The 15,012-nt window shown below is 56.4% G+C and carries 15 protein-coding genes; 12 read left to right on the top strand and 3 right to left on the bottom strand.

Annotated features, from left to right (window positions below):
• The first annotated feature begins 183 nt into the window (after nt 1–183).
• The gene (gene metJ, locus QMN93_RS19980; protein ID WP_007369220.1) at nt 184–501 is read left to right on the top strand and encodes a met regulon transcriptional regulator MetJ; all 318 of its coding nucleotides are present in this window, start codon (nt 184–186) and stop codon (nt 499–501) included.
• Nucleotides 502–549: 48 nt separating this feature from the next.
• On the opposite strand, the gene rpmE is transcribed toward metJ, so the two are convergent.
• Nucleotides 550–762: a 50S ribosomal protein L31 gene (rpmE, locus tag QMN93_RS19975; protein ID WP_003862040.1), complete on the bottom strand. Its 213-nt coding sequence runs from the start codon at nt 760–762 to the stop codon at nt 550–552.
• Nucleotides 763–962: 200 nt separating this feature from the next.
• On the opposite strand from rpmE, the gene priA reads away from it, so the two are divergent.
• The 7 genes from priA to rraA all read left to right on the top strand — a co-directional run bounded on the left by priA (nt 963) and on the right by rraA (nt 8,928).
• Nucleotides 963–3,158, top strand: a complete 2,196-nt coding sequence (gene priA, locus QMN93_RS19970) for a primosomal protein N' (protein ID WP_033146934.1) — start codon at nt 963–965, stop codon at nt 3,156–3,158.
• A gap of 119 nt (nt 3,159–3,277) precedes the next feature.
• Nucleotides 3,278–4,303, top strand: coding sequence for a DNA-binding transcriptional regulator CytR (cytR, locus tag QMN93_RS19965; protein WP_023309683.1), 1,026 nt, complete (start codon nt 3,278–3,280; stop codon nt 4,301–4,303).
• A gap of 93 nt (nt 4,304–4,396) precedes the next feature.
• Nucleotides 4,397–5,392, top strand: a complete 996-nt coding sequence (gene ftsN, locus QMN93_RS19960; RefSeq protein WP_048978883.1) for a cell division protein FtsN — start codon at nt 4,397–4,399, stop codon at nt 5,390–5,392.
• A gap of 94 nt (nt 5,393–5,486) precedes the next feature.
• Nucleotides 5,487–6,017, top strand: a complete 531-nt coding sequence (gene hslV / locus QMN93_RS19955; RefSeq protein ID WP_008501802.1) for an ATP-dependent protease subunit HslV — start codon at nt 5,487–5,489, stop codon at nt 6,015–6,017.
• Between the two features lie 9 nt (nt 6,018–6,026).
• Complete coding sequence (hslU, locus tag QMN93_RS19950) at nt 6,027–7,361, top strand: HslU--HslV peptidase ATPase subunit (RefSeq protein WP_023309685.1); 1,335 nt, start codon at nt 6,027–6,029, stop codon at nt 7,359–7,361.
• A gap of 68 nt (nt 7,362–7,429) precedes the next feature.
• The gene (gene menA / locus QMN93_RS19945) at nt 7,430–8,350 is read left to right on the top strand and encodes a 1,4-dihydroxy-2-naphthoate polyprenyltransferase (protein WP_033146936.1); all 921 of its coding nucleotides are present in this window, start codon (nt 7,430–7,432) and stop codon (nt 8,348–8,350) included.
• A gap of 92 nt (nt 8,351–8,442) precedes the next feature.
• A complete protein-coding gene (gene rraA, locus QMN93_RS19940) occupies nt 8,443–8,928 on the top strand; it encodes a ribonuclease E activity regulator RraA (protein ID WP_023309687.1) in 486 nt (161 codons plus the stop codon).
• A 587-nt stretch (nt 8,929–9,515) separates the two neighbouring features.
• On the opposite strand, the gene zapB is transcribed toward rraA, so the two are convergent.
• Nucleotides 9,516–9,755, bottom strand: a complete 240-nt coding sequence (gene zapB, locus QMN93_RS19935) for a septal ring assembly protein ZapB (protein WP_010436935.1) — start codon at nt 9,753–9,755, stop codon at nt 9,516–9,518.
• 399 nt (nt 9,756–10,154) lie between these two features.
• On the opposite strand from zapB, the gene QMN93_RS19930 reads away from it, so the two are divergent.
• The 4 genes from QMN93_RS19930 to fpr all read left to right on the top strand — a co-directional run bounded on the left by QMN93_RS19930 (nt 10,155) and on the right by fpr (nt 14,538).
• Complete coding sequence (locus QMN93_RS19930; RefSeq protein ID WP_014885705.1) at nt 10,155–11,000, top strand: MIP/aquaporin family protein; 846 nt, start codon at nt 10,155–10,157, stop codon at nt 10,998–11,000.
• A gap of 21 nt (nt 11,001–11,021) precedes the next feature.
• Nucleotides 11,022–12,530 (top strand): glycerol kinase GlpK, encoded by a 1,509-nt coding sequence (glpK, locus tag QMN93_RS19925; RefSeq protein WP_193140204.1) that lies wholly within the window; start codon nt 11,022–11,024, stop codon nt 12,528–12,530.
• Between the two features lie 154 nt (nt 12,531–12,684).
• Nucleotides 12,685–13,695, top strand: a complete 1,011-nt coding sequence (gene glpX, locus QMN93_RS19920) for a class II fructose-bisphosphatase (RefSeq protein WP_193140206.1) — start codon at nt 12,685–12,687, stop codon at nt 13,693–13,695.
• 96 nt (nt 13,696–13,791) lie between these two features.
• Complete coding sequence (gene fpr / locus QMN93_RS19915) at nt 13,792–14,538, top strand: ferredoxin--NADP(+) reductase (protein WP_029739198.1); 747 nt, start codon at nt 13,792–13,794, stop codon at nt 14,536–14,538.
• On the opposite strand, the gene QMN93_RS19910 is transcribed toward fpr, so the two are convergent.
• Nucleotides 14,539–14,958, bottom strand: a complete 420-nt coding sequence (locus tag QMN93_RS19910; RefSeq protein WP_023293600.1) for a DUF805 domain-containing protein — start codon at nt 14,956–14,958, stop codon at nt 14,539–14,541.
• Nucleotides 14,959–15,012: the final 54 nt, after the last annotated feature.

The raw sequence follows: 15,012 nt of genomic DNA, 5'->3' as shown, positions 1-15,012 counted from the left end.
TTGCGTATAGATTGAGCAATGCGCAAATAGCCGTTAAAATTATATGCTTTAGTGCACGCTGCAGCGGCAATATCCGTGCCACGGTATCGTCTCTACGGTAAACTAGACAAGATTGCGGTTCAAAACGGGTGGTTACAGGTTTTGCACCTTTAAATAAATGACTGAGAGGATTAAAGGTATCTCATGGCTGAATGGAGCGGCGAATATATCAGCCCATACGCTGAGCACGGTAAGAAGAGTGAGCAAGTAAAGAAAATTACGGTTTCCATTCCTCTGAAGGTGTTGAAGATCCTCACCGATGAACGTACGCGTCGTCAGGTGAATAACCTGCGCCACGCGACCAACAGCGAACTGCTGTGCGAAGCGTTTCTGCATGCGTTTACCGGTCAACCGTTGCCGAACGATGAAGATCTGCGCAAAGAGCGCAGTGATGAAATCCCGGAAGAGGCGAAGGTGATCATGCGTGAACTGGGTATTGACCCGGATACGTGGGAATACTGAGAAGCGGATACAAAAAAGGCACCTTGCGGTGCCTTTTTTTCGGGAAACTTATTTAGCGCCCGGGATGCTGAAACGCTTGTTGAAGCGGTCAACACGGCCACCGGTTGCAACGTCACGCTGCTTACCAGTGTAGAACGGGTGGCATTTGCCGCACACGTCCAGGTTCAGATCGTGACCCACGGTAGAGCGGATCTGGATAGAGTTACCGCAAGAACAGTTTGCAGTAATCATTTCGTATTTCGGGTGAATATCTTTTTTCATGGGAGAACCTCAGTTAAGGCCGCGTCGCTCTTCCAGCCCTAACGCCAGACACCACGCGATGTTGATTGTAAGTTCTTTGGCGTAAAGTACACCAAAGGCGGCGAATCATACAGAATTTGACCAACGTATGCAAACTGATCCGCACGCCGCTTTTACTAATGTGTATACTAACGCGCCACTTTTCAAGTCAGGAAGATTCGATGCCCGTCGCTCACGTTGCCCTGCCCGTTCCGCTTCCCCGCACCTTTGACTATCTGCTGCCCGACAGCATGAGCGCCAAAGCGGGTTGCCGCGTGACCGTGCCGTTTGGCAAACAGCAGCGCGTGGGGATTGTTGTCTCCGTCAGCGATCAAAGTGAACTGCCGCTCAATGAACTGAAGTCGGTCGTTGAGGTGCTGGACAGCGAGCCCGTTTACTCCACCAGCACCTGGCGACTGCTGCTGTGGGCGGCAGATTATTATCATCACCCGATTGGCGACGTCCTGTTCCATGCCCTGCCAATTATGCTGCGCCAGGGCAAGAGCGCCAGCCATGCGCCGATGTGGTACTGGTTTGCCACCGAGCAGGGCCAGGCGGTGGATATCAACAGCCTGAAGCGATCGCAGAAACAGCAGCAGGCGCTGGCGGCGCTGCGTCAGGGAAAAATCTGGCGACATCAGGTCGACGAGCTTGAGGTCAGCGAAACGGCGCTACAGGCCTTAAGAAAGAAAGGGCTGAGCGAACTGGCCAGCGAAGCTCCCGCTCTTTACGACTGGCGGGAGAGTTTCTCCGTTTCAGGGGATCGCCTGCGTCTGAATACCGAGCAGGCCACCGCCGTGGGCGCGATTCATAGCGCCTCCGATCATTTCTCTGCCTGGCTGCTGGCGGGGGTCACCGGTTCCGGCAAGACCGAAGTCTACCTGAGCGTGCTGGAAAACGTGCTGGCTCAGGGCAAACAGGCGCTGGTGATGGTGCCGGAAATTGGCCTGACGCCGCAAACCATCGCCCGATTCCGCGAGCGCTTTAACGCGCCGGTTGAGGTGCTGCACTCCGGCCTGAACGACAGCGAACGCCTCAGCGCCTGGCTGAAAGCCAAAAACGGCGAAGCGGCGATTGTGATCGGCACCCGCTCGTCGCTGTTTACGCCATTTAAAAATCTTGGCGTTATCGTGATCGACGAAGAACACGACAGCTCCTATAAACAGCAGGAGGGCTGGCGCTATCACGCCCGCGATCTGGCGGTCTATCGCGCGCACAGCGAGCAAATTCCCATTATTCTCGGCTCCGCCACGCCGGCGCTCGAAACGCTGCACAACGTGCGCCAGCGTAAGTACCACATGCTGCGCCTGACGCGTCGGGCGGGGAATGCCCGTCCGGCCATTCAGCACGTGCTGGATCTGAAAGGTCAGCAGGTTCAGGCCGGGCTAGCGCCTGCATTGATTACCCGTATGCGCCAGCATTTGCAGGCGGGCAATCAGGTCATTCTGTTCCTCAACCGACGAGGCTTCGCGCCCGCCCTGTTGTGCCACGACTGCGGCTGGATTGCCGAGTGTCCGCGCTGCGACCACTACTATACCTTCCACCAGGCCCAGCGGCATTTGCGCTGCCACCACTGCGACAGCCAGCGCCCGGTGCCGCGCCAGTGCCCGTCGTGTGGCTCAACGCATATCGTGCCGGTCGGTCTGGGGACGGAACAGCTGGAACAGGCGCTTGGCCCTTTCTTCCCGGACGTGCCTATTTCGCGTATCGACCGGGACACCACCAGCCGCAAGGGCGCGCTGGAACAGCAGCTGGCGGAAGTGCATCGCGGCGGCGCGCGCATCCTGATTGGCACCCAGATGCTGGCCAAAGGCCACCACTTCCCGGACGTGACGCTGGTCGCCCTGCTGGACGTGGACGGCGCGCTGTTCTCGGCAGATTTCCGCTCAGCCGAGCGCTTCGCCCAGCTTTATACCCAGGTGGCAGGGCGTGCCGGTCGCGCCGGTAAACAGGGCGAAGTGGTGTTGCAAACGCACCACCCTGAGCATCCGCTGCTGCAAACCCTGCTGCATAAAGGCTATGACGCTTTTGCCGAGCAGGCGCTGGCCGAACGCCAGACCATGCAGCTGCCGCCGTGGACCAGCCACGTCATCATCCGCGCGGAAGATCACAATAACCAGCAGGCGCCGCTTTTCCTGCAGCAGCTGAGAAACCTCCTGCAGGCCAGCCCGCTGGTGGATAATCAGCTGTGGATCCTGGGCCCGGTGCCGGCACTCGCGCCAAAGCGCGGCGGACGTTTCCGCTGGCAAATCTTACTTCAGCACCCCTCACGTGTTCGCCTGCAGCATATCGTCAGCGGCACGCTGGCGCTCATCAACACGCTGCCGGAAGCGCGAAAAGTGAAGTGGGTACTGGACGTCGATCCCATCGAAGGCTGAAGACGGATCGAAAAATTTAACGCTCCTCACACTTTTTATGAAAATTCTGTAACCGATTCCATTAACTATCTGTAAAAATGGTGATGTCAGAAGTTCGGTGTTCAGGCGAGGAGAAGACGTTGAAGTCCAGGAAAGAGGTTGCACCGGCGACCATGAAAGACGTTGCCCAGAAAGCACAAGTCTCTACGGCAACGGTATCCCGCGCATTAATGAACCCGGATAAAGTCTCCCAGGCGACCCGTAACCGGGTAGAGCAGGCTGCGCTTGAAGTGGGCTATTTCCCACAGGCGATGGGGCGTAACGTCAAACGCAATGAGTCGCGCACCATTCTGGTGATTGTGCCGGATATCTGCGACCCCTTCTTCAGCGAGATTATCCGCGGTATTGAAGTCACCGCAGCAGAACAGGGTTACCTGGTGCTGATTGGCGACTGCGCTCATCAGAACCAGCAGGAAAAAACCTTCATCGATCTCATTATCACCAAGCAGATCGACGGCATGCTGCTGCTTGGCTCCCGCCTGCCGTTTGATGCCAGCATTGAAGAGCAGCGTAATTTACCGCCGATGGTCATGGCCAACGAGTTTGCGCCGGAGCTGGAGCTGCCGACGGTCCACATTGATAACCTCACCGCCGCGTTCAACGCCGTAAACTATCTCCAGGAGCTGGGGCATAAGCGTATTGGCTGTATTGCCGGGCCTGAAGAGATGCCGCTGTGTCACTATCGCTTACAGGGCTACGTGCAGGCGCTGCGCCGTACCGGCGTCACCGTCGATCCGCACTATATTGCGCGCGGTGATTTTACCTTCGCCGCGGGTGGACAAGCTCTGGAGAAACTTCTGGACCTGCCTGAGCCGCCAACCGCCGTATTTTGTCACAGCGACGTGATGGCGCTGGGCGCATTGTCGTACGCCAAACGCCGCGGCCTTCGCATACCGAAAGATTTATCGATCATCGGATTCGACAATATTTCGCTTTCAGAATTTTGCGATCCGCCGCTCTCAACGGTCGCTCAGCCGCGCTACCAAATCGGCCGCGAAGCGATGCTCCTTCTGCTGGATCAGCTTCACGGTCAAACAGTTAGCAGCGGCTCGCGGTTGCTGGACTGTGAACTGATTGTCCGCGGCACTACCCAGGCATTGACTTAAAGTAAACGTCTTTCGGATACCCTTATCTGGTCAAAGCCCCGCCGCTTAAGTAACATGGCGGACTGACGAACGAATAAATACAGCGAAACGATAGTGGCACAACGAGATTATGTACGTCGCGGCCAGCCGGCACCTTCGCGACGCAAAAAGAGTAGCTCAAGGAAAAAGCAACGTAACCTGCCTGCTGTCTCGCCAGCAATGGTCGCTATTGCTGCGGCTGTAGTCGTCGCCTTTATTGGTGGCCTGTACTTCATCACGCACCATAAAAAAGAAGAGTCTGAGGCGCTTCAGGCCAGTAAAGTTGCCGGAAATGGCCTTCCTCCGAAGCCTGAAGAGCGCTGGCGCTATATCAAAGAGCTGGAAAGCCGTCAGCCCGGGGTGCGTGCGCCAACCGAACCTTCTGCGGGTGGTGAAGTGCAGAATGCGAATCAGCTGACGGATGAACAGCGACAGCTGCTGGCCCAAATGCAGGCCGATATGCGCCAGCAGCCTACGCAGCTGAACGAAGTACCGTGGAATGAGCAGACGCCGGCACAGCGCCAGCAAACGCTGCAGCGACGTCAGGCGCAACAGCAGATCCAGCAGCAGCAACAGCAGCAGTGGGCGCAAACCCAGCCGGTGCAGCAGCCGAAAGCACAGCCGCGGGTAACGGAACAGCCATACCAGCAGCCGACGCGTACGGCGCAGTCTCAGCCAGTCCAGCAGCAGCCGAAAACGCAGCCGCAGAAACAGGCGGCTCAGCCGTATCAGGATCTGCTCCAGACGCCAGCGCATACCACCGCGCAGCAGCCGAAAACTCAGCAGGCCGCGCCGGTGACCAAAGAGACCGAAGCGCCGAAGCAGACGGCTGAGAAAAAAGACGAGCGTCGCTGGATGGTACAGTGCGGTTCGTTCAAAGGCGCGGAGCAGGCGGAAACGGTACGTGCGCAGCTGGCCTTTGAAGGGTTTGATTCGCGTATTACCACCAATAACGGCTGGAATCGCGTGGTGATTGGTCCGGTCAAAGGCAAAGAAAATGCCGATGGCACCATTTCTCGTTTGAAAATCGCCGGCCATACAAACTGCATTCGACTCGCCTCCGGGGGTTGAAACCCCCAAAATCCCCCCCATCTATCATTTAATTCAGCCCTGAGCACAGGCTCAGGGCTTCTGTTTCCCGATTCTGTAACCAGGGGGTCTGCTCGTGACAACAATAGTAAGTGTACGCCGTAACGGCCATGTGGTAATCGCCGGTGATGGCCAGGCCACGCTGGGTAATACCGTCATGAAAGGCAACGTGAAGAAAGTGCGCCGCCTCTACAACGACAAAGTGATCGCCGGTTTTGCTGGCGGCACGGCGGACGCCTTTACGCTGTTTGAACTGTTTGAACGCAAACTGGAAATGCACCAGGGTCATCTGGTGAAAGCTGCCGTTGAGCTGGCGAAAGACTGGCGTACCGACCGCATGCTGCGCAAGCTCGAAGCGCTGCTGGCAGTGGCCGATGAAACCGCCTCGCTGATCATCACCGGTAACGGTGACGTCATTCAGCCGGAAAATGACCTGATTGCCATCGGCTCTGGCGGCCCTTATGCCCAGGCTGCAGCCCGCGCGCTGTTGGAGAATACCGACATGAACGCGCGTGATATCGCGGTGAAGGCGTTGGATATTGCAGGTGATATCTGCATTTATACCAACCACAACCACACCATCGAAGAATTGACCTCCAAAGCGTAAGGATCTCCCATGTCTGAAATGACCCCACGCGAAATTGTCAGCGAACTGAACAAACACATTATCGGCCAGGATAACGCCAAGCGTTCCGTGGCTATCGCCCTGCGTAACCGCTGGCGTCGTATGCAGCTTGATGAAGAGCTGCGCCACGAAGTGACGCCGAAAAACATTCTGATGATCGGCCCGACCGGCGTCGGTAAAACCGAAATCGCCCGTCGTCTGGCGAAGCTGGCTAACGCGCCGTTCATCAAAGTTGAAGCCACCAAGTTCACCGAAGTGGGCTATGTGGGTAAAGAAGTGGACTCCATCATCCGCGATCTGACCGACTCGGCGATCAAGATGGTGCGCGTCCAGGCGATCGAGAAAAACCGCTATCGCGCGGAAGAGATGGCCGAAGAGCGCATTCTCGACGTGCTGATCCCACCGGCAAAAAACAACTGGGGCCAGGCAGAGCAGCAGGCGGAACCATCCGCGGCGCGCCAGGCATTCCGCAAAAAACTGCGTGAAGGCCAGCTGGACGACAAAGAGATTGAGATCGATCTCGCTGCCGCGCCAATGGGTGTGGAAATCATGGCGCCTCCGGGCATGGAAGAGATGACTAGCCAGCTGCAGTCCATGTTCCAGAACCTGGGCGGCCAGAAGCAGAAAGCGCGTAAGCTGAAAATCAAAGACGCGATGAAGCTGCTGATTGAAGAAGAAGCGGCGAAGCTGGTAAACCCGGAAGAGCTGAAGCAGGACGCTATCGACGCGGTTGAGCAGCACGGTATCGTGTTTATCGACGAAATCGACAAAATTTGTAAGCGCGGCGGCAACAGCTCCGGCCCGGACGTGTCCCGCGAAGGCGTTCAGCGCGACCTGCTGCCGCTGGTTGAAGGCTGCACAGTCTCCACCAAGCACGGCATGGTGAAAACGGACCACATCCTGTTTATCGCTTCAGGGGCGTTCCAGGTTGCCAGCCCGTCGGATCTGATCCCCGAACTGCAGGGGCGTCTGCCTATCCGCGTTGAGCTGCAGGCGCTTACTACCGAAGATTTCGAACGTATCCTGACCGAGCCAAACGCCTCTGCTACCGTACAGTACAAAGCGCTGATGGCGACCGAAGGCGTGAACCTCGAGTTCACCGAAGACGGTATCAAGCGTATTGCCCAAGCCGCATGGCAGGTCAACGAAACCACCGAGAACATCGGTGCGCGTCGCCTGCATACCGTGCTGGAACGCCTGGTAGAAGATATCTCTTATGACGCGAGCGACCTTAACGGCCAAACCGTTACCATTGACGCAGAATATGTGAGTAAACATCTGGATGCGTTAGTGGCAGATGAAGATCTGAGCCGTTTTATCCTATAATCGCGGTTACTGGATTCTCATCACGTTTAATGGGGGCTAATGCCCCCATTTTTATTGGCTAAATACTTATGACTGACATCAGCCGTACTCAGGCGTGGCTCGAAAGTCTGCGCCCTAAAACGCTTCCTCTGGCCTTTGCCGCAATTATCGTCGGCACCGCCCTTGCCTGGTGGCAGGGTTATTTTGATCCGCTGGTCGCCGCGCTGGCACTGATTACCGCCGGCCTGCTGCAAATCCTCTCCAATCTCGCCAACGACTACGGCGACGCGGTAAAAGGCAGCGACAAGCCGGACCGCATAGGGCCACTGCGCGGAATGCAGAAAGGGGTGATTACCCAGGCGCAGATGAAACGCGCGCTGATTATCACCGTGGTGCTGATCTGCGTATCCGGCCTGGCGCTGGTGACGGTGGCGTCTAAGACCACCAGCGATTTCATTGGCTTCCTGGTGCTGGGTTTACTGGCCATTATCGCGGCCATCACCTACACCGTCGGCACGCGTCCTTACGGTTATATTGGACTCGGGGATATCTCCGTACTGGTGTTCTTCGGCTGGCTGAGCGTGATGGGAAGTTGGTACCTGCAGGCGCATACGGTGATCCCTGCCCTATTCCTGCCCGCGACCGCCTGCGGTCTGCTGGCGACGGCGGTGCTCAACATCAACAACCTGCGCGACATCGACAGCGATCGCGAGAACGGCAAAAACACTCTGGCGGTTCGTCTGGGGCCGGTCAATGCGCGCCGCTATCACGCCTGTCTGCTCATTGGCGCGCTGGTTTGCCTGGCGCTGTTTAACCTGATTTCCTTGCAGAGCCTGTGGGGCTGGCTGTTTGTGCTTGCCGCGCCGCTGCTGATTAAGCAGGCCCGCTTTGTGATGCGTGAACTCAGCCCGTCCGCCATGCCGCCGATGCTGGAACGCACGGTAAAAGGCGCGTTGCTGACTAACCTGTTGTTCGTCATCGGGATTGTTTTAAGCCAGACGCTGCGTTAGCTGACAAATATCAATTAACAATTGATGATTTTGCCAACAACGCATTTCGCACGATATACTGAACACATTCGCAGCAACTGAGCGTTAAACCTATGAAATACGATACCTCCGAGCTCTGTGACATCTACCAGGAAGATGTCAACGTCGTTGAACCGCTGTTCTCCAACTTTGGTGGGAGGTCGTCGTTTGGCGGTCAAATCGTCACGGTGAAATGTTTCGAGGACAACGGGTTGCTGTACGATCTGCTCGAACAGAATGGCCGCGGCCGCGTTCTTGTGGTCGACGGCGGCGGTTCCGTGCGCCGTGCATTAATTGATGCTGAACTGGCCGGCATTGCCGTTCAGAATGAGTGGGAAGGCCTTGTGGTGTATGGTTCCGTACGTCAGGTCGACGATCTGGAAGACCTGGATATCGGGATTCAGGCCATCGCGGCCATACCGGTAGGGGCGGCGGGTGACGGCATCGGCGAAAGCGACGTGCGCGTCAATTTCGGCGGCGTGACCTTCTTCTCCGGGGACCATCTCTACGCCGATAATACTGGCATTATCCTGTCGGAAGACCCGCTGGATATCGAGTAGTAAAAAGTCAGCGAGAACCATAAAAAAACCGCCAACAGCAATGTGGCGGTTTTTTGTCCCCTCAGGATTCGCGGTCCGTTGGGAAGTTTTGCAGGCTAACACCAGGGAGTTTCATCATACTCTCGTCCAAGCCTTGGGCAACCCCTCAGAACTTTTATAAAATCCTAATTGTCTATGAATACCTTAACTCCACGGTTGATGCTCATTATGATGAAGCGTCCCTTTCCGCCATCTCGCAAATGGGCATCGGTCCAGGGAAAGGTGTATTCACTACCGTAAAGCAGGCTAATACCAGGGCTTGTGTCCACCGACTTATCACCGGTGGTGAACGGTGGAGCGGTTAGCTGCAGGGACCGCATAATGAAACGCTATTTATGTATCGCGTTCATTGTCGCCAGCGTACTCGTTGTAAAGAGTGATGAACCCAATGTGTTCGTTGCTTTTGCTATGACAGCGCAGGACAAGTAGCGTTAAGGCCGCCTTTGGCGGCCTTTTTTATGGTGATCGCCGACTGACATCAAACCATAAAAAAAAAGCCGGGTGGCGGCTTCGCCTTACCCGGCCTGTTCAGTTCATCCCAATGGGAATTAGACCTCTTCCATACGTCCCAGCAGCGCCTGCAGGCGATCCTGCCAGCCGTTCTGCTGTTCGCGCAGCTGGTTGTTTTCGCGCTCCAGTTCTTCGCGGCCGTGCTGAGCGTTCTGAACTTCCTGCGCCAGGCTGTTGTTCTTTTCTTTCAGCTCTTCAATTTCCATCTGCAGCAGGGTGATGGTGTCAATCGCCTGCTGTACTTTCGATTCCAGTTTCTCAAACACTTCTAAAGACATGATGCTACCTCTCCTGAATTGCAAGGCGACGCTTTAACATAAACGCGCACGACATATACCGTCGATTGTATGGAGCGCGGCGCTCTGTGTCCAGCGACACACCGCGCAGATCGCGGTTTGCAACACTTTTAGGTCTGGTCCTGGTGTGTTCGCGTCATATACCCCTAAATTGTTAACTGATTCGTTAATGAAATGATTCAGCTCACATTCCTGTACTGATGCAAAAATGTGCTTTATGGCGCGAAAACGCTCATTTTATTGACACAGACCACACATTTTGATTTCGATATTTCTCGTTTTTGCTCGTTAACGATAAATTAACACTATGTCTACAGGGCATCGTGGCTGTCACGGGCGGCCATGCTAACAATAAACATCAATTTCTTCAGGATTCCGATTATGAGTCAGACATCAACCTTAAAAGGCCAGTGCATTGCCGAGTTCCTTGGTACCGGGTTGTTGATATTCTTCGGAGTGGGCTGTGTCGCTGCACTGAAAGTGGCGGGTGCCAGTTTTGGTCAGTGGGAAATCAGTATCATCTGGGGTCTGGGCGTGGCGATGGCCATCTACCTGACTGCAGGGGTTTCTGGTGCACATCTTAACCCGGCGGTGACAATCGCACTGTGGCTGTTCGCGTGCTTCGACGGACGCAAAGTTGTTCCTTTCATTCTTTCTCAGTTTGCCGGCGCGTTTTGCGCAGCGGCGTTAGTTTACGGGCTTTATTACAATCTTTTCATCGACTTCGAACAGACGCATCATATGGTACGCGGCAGCGTCGAAAGTCTGGATCTGGCAGGCATCTTCTCAACCTACCCTAACCCGCATATTAATTTTGTGCAGGCGTTCGCAGTTGAAATGGTGATTACCGCTATTCTGATGGGCGTTATCCTGGCGCTGACCGACGACGGAAACGGCATTCCGCGCGGCCCGCTGGCACCCCTGCTGATTGGTTTGCTGATTGCGGTAATTGGCGCATCCATGGGCCCGCTGACCGGATTCGCGATGAACCCGGCACGTGATATCGGACCAAAAGCCTTCGCCTTTATCGCAGGCTGGGGCGACGTCGCCTTCACCGGTGGCAAAGACATTCCTTACTTCCTGGTACCGCTGTTTGCGCCGGTTGTGGGGGCTGCGCTGGGTGCGTTTAGCTACCGCAAATTAATTGGTCGCCACTTACCGTGCGACACCTGTGTGGAAGAGGAGAAGGAAACGACTTCTACCGCACAACAAAAAGCTTCGCTGTAATCTGACTACGGGACACATACCATGACCGAAAAAAAATATATCGTTGCGCTCGACCAGGGCACTACCAGCTCCCGCGCTGTCGTAATGGATCATGACGCGAACATCGTCAGCGTGTCACAGCGCGAATTTGAGCAAATTTATCCTCGTCCAGGCTGGGTAGAACATGACCCAATGGAGATTTGGGCGTCACAAAGCTCCACGCTGGTCGAAGTGCTGGCGAAAGCCGATATCAGTTCCGACGAGATTGCCGCGATTGGTATTACCAACCAGCGTGAAACGACGATTGTCTGGGAACGTGAAACCGGTAAGCCCATTTACAACGCTATCGTCTGGCAGTGCCGCCGTACATCCGAGATCTGCGAACAGCTGAAGCGCGACGGTATGGAAGAGTACGTTCGCAGCGCCACCGGTTTGGTGGTTGACCCGTATTTCTCCGGCACCAAAGTGAAATGGATCCTCGACTACGTAGAAGGTTCACGCGAGCGTGCTAAACGCGGCGAGCTGCTGTTCGGTACCGTCGATACCTGGCTTATCTGGAAGATGACCCAGGGACGCGTTCACGTGACCGACTACACCAACGCCTCGCGTACCATGCTGTTCAACATCAACACCCTGGAGTGGGATGACAAGATGCTGGACGCGCTGGACATTCCGCGCGCGATGCTGCCTGAAGTGCGTAAGTCTTCAGAAGTATACGGCCAGACCAACATCGGCGGTAAAGGCGGCACCCGTATTCCTATCGCCGGTATCGCCGGTGACCAGCAGGCGGCGCTGTTCGGCCAGCTGTGCGTCAAGGAAGGGATGGCGAAGAACACCTACGGCACCGGCTGCTTTATGCTGATGAACACCGGCGAGAAAGCGGTGAAATCAGAAAACGGCCTGTTGACCACCATCGCCTGCGGCCCGCGCGGCGAAGTGAACTATGCGCTGGAAGGTGCGGTGTTCATGGCGGGTGCATCCATTCAGTGGCTGCGCGACGAGATGAAGCTGATCAGCGATGCGTTCGACTCCGAGTACTTCGCGACCAAAGTGAAAGACACCAACGGCGTGTACGTGGTGCCTGCGTTCACCGGTCTGGGCGCACCGTACTGGGATCCGTATGCACGCGGCGCAATTTTCGGCCTGACGCGCGGTGTGAACTCTAACCACATTATTCGCGCTACTCTGGAATCCATCGCCTACCAGACGCGCGACGTGCTGGAAGCGATGCAGGCTGACTCCGGCATTCGTCTGCACGCCCTGCGCGTGGACGGCGGTGCGGTAGCGAATAACTTCCTGATGCAGTTCCAGTCCGACATTCTCGGCACCCGCGTTGAGCGCCCTGAAGTGCGTGAAGTCACGGCGCTGGGCGCGGCGTACCTTGCCGGTCTGGCGGTAGGCTTCTGGCAGAACCTGGACGAGCTGCAGGAAAAAGCGGTTATCGAACGCGAGTTCCGCCCGGGCATCGAAACCACCGAGCGTAACTTCCGCTACAGCGGCTGGAAAAAAGCGGTGAAACGCGCCCTGGCGTGGGAAGAGCACGAAGAGTAATTCCCCTCACCCCGACCCTCTCCCCAAAGGGGAGAGGGTGTTTTAAGTCCCCTCGCCCCTTTGGGGAGAGGGTTAGGGTGAGGGGAGTACAGACCGCACCTTACCCACTCTGTGATAAACTTCGTGCAATTCCTTTTGATTGCACGAGTACCTCATGAAACGTGAACTTGCTATCGAGTTTTCCCGCGTCACCGAAGCGGCCGCACTTGCAGGCTATAAATGGCTGGGTCGTGGCGACAAAAATACCGCAGACGGCGCTGCCGTCCATGCCATGCGTATTGTACTTAACCAGGTCAACATCGACGGCACCATCGTGATCGGCGAAGGCGAGATCGACGAAGCGCCGATGCTCTACATCGGTGAAAAAGTCGGTACCGGCAAAGGCGATGCCGTGGATATCGCGGTTGACCCGATCGAAGGCACCCGCATGACGGCGATGGGTCAGGCCAATGCGTTAGCGGTGCTGGCCGTCGGCGATAAGGGCTGCTTCCTGAACGCGCCGGACATGTACATGGAAAAGCTGATTGTCGGTCCTGGCGCAAAAGGCGCAATCGACCTTAGCCTGCCGCTGGAAGAGAACCTGCACAACATCGCCAAAGCCCTGGGCAAACCCCTTAGCGAACTCACCGTCACCATTCTGGCGAAACCGCGCCACGACGCCACCATCGCGCAGATGCAAAAGCTCGGCGTGCGCGTGTTTGCTATTCCTGACGGTGACGTTGCCGCCTCGATCCTGACCTGCATGCCGGACAGCGAAGTCGACGTGCTGTACGGCATCGGTGGCGCGCCGGAAGGTGTGGTCTCCGCGGCAGTGATCCGCGCGCTGGATGGCGATATGCAGGCCCGTCTGCTGCCCCGCCATGAGGTGAAAGGCGACAGCGAAGAGAACCGCCGTATTGGGGAAAACGAGCTGGCGCGCTGCGAAGCGATGGGCATCGAGGCCAATAGAGTGCTGGCTCTGGACGAGATGGCGCGTAGCGATAACGTTGTCTTCTCGGCGACCGGCATCACCAAAGGCGATCTGCTGGACGGCATCACCCGCAAGGGCAATATGGCCACCACTGAAACCCTGCTGATCCGCGGTAAATCACGCACCATTCGCCGCATTCAGTCTATCCACTATCTCGACCGCAAAGACCCGGACGTGCAGACGCACATTCTGTAAAACCGTTTGATCGATAGAGCTTTCCGGCCCTGACGGGCTGGAAATTATCACCACAAGTACGGAAGATAGAACAGAGAAACAGCACAGGAGAAGATCATGGCGGACTGGGTAACAGGTAAAGTCACAAAGGTACAGTTCTGGACCGATGCGCTATTTAGTCTCACCGTACATGCTCCCGTTCACCCGTTTAAAGCCGGGCAATTTGCGAAGCTGGGGCTGGACGTCGACGGCGAGCGCGTGCAGCGCGCCTACTCTTACGTTAACGCGCCTGATAACCCGGATCTCGAGTTCTATCTGGTCACCGTTCCTGACGGTAAGCTCAGCCCGCGCCTTGCCGCCCTTAAGCCCGGCGACGAGGTGCAAATTGTGAGTGAAGCGGCAGGCTTCTTTGTGCTCGAAGAGATCCCTGACTGTGACACGCTCTGGATGCTGGCAACCGGAACGGCCATCGGCCCTTATCTCTCTATTTTGCAGTACGGCAAAGACCTGGAGCGCTTTAAAAATATCGTGCTGGTTCACGCTGCGCGCTACGCCGCAGACCTGAGCTATTTGCCGCAAATGCAGGCGCTTGAACAGCAGTACGGCGGGAAGTTAAAGATTCAGACGGTGGTCAGCCGCGAAACCGTAGCAGGAGCGCTTACCGGCCGCGTGCCGGCGCTAATTGAGAGTGGAGCCCTGGAAGACGCGGTGGGTTTGCCGCTGAACGCTGAAACCAGCCACGTCATGCTGTGCGGCAACCCCCAGATGGTGCGGGACACGCAGCAGCTTCTGAAGGATACCCGGCAGATGACGAAACATCTTCGCCGCCGACCGGGCCATATGACCGCCGAACACTACTGGTGATCAGCGGTATTTCACCTCGACGGTGTCTTTACCGTATTTATTTTCGCTCTGGGTGCCAATAAACGCGCCCAGATCGACAATCATCATCACGAAGATGACCGACGGCAGCAGCCTGCCCACAACCCACGGCAGGATGGACGGCAGCATCGCCCAGTTTCCCGCCACCAGCATCCACGCCAGAATAATCAGAAATGCCCACGCGCCGGAACGCCCGCGATCGTGCAGCCGTTTTACGACAACCGCCGCCGTTGGCCATAGCAGGCAGACCAGCGCGAAGGCCGCCGTTTGCGTGCTCAGCCAGGCGTTGTAAGCCACGAAAAACAGAAGCAGCATGGCGACAACCCACGTCACCATCCAGATCCAGAAATCACGGCGTCCAATACGCCCTTTGAATGAAAACAGCCACTGCTGTATGGTCATGTAAGGTTCCTTATTATCGTATAGCGCGTATTTTACCCTGGAGTTGTGACCTTT

Origin of the sequence: Enterobacter sp. R-1.6.2 (assembly GCF_035064085.1) — a bacterium.
Taxonomy (GTDB): Bacteria; Pseudomonadota; Gammaproteobacteria; order Enterobacterales; family Enterobacteriaceae; genus Enterobacter; species Enterobacter asburiae_B.
The sequence above is the reverse complement of the archived record's forward strand: the minus strand, read 5'-3'. Positions and strand labels throughout refer to the sequence as shown.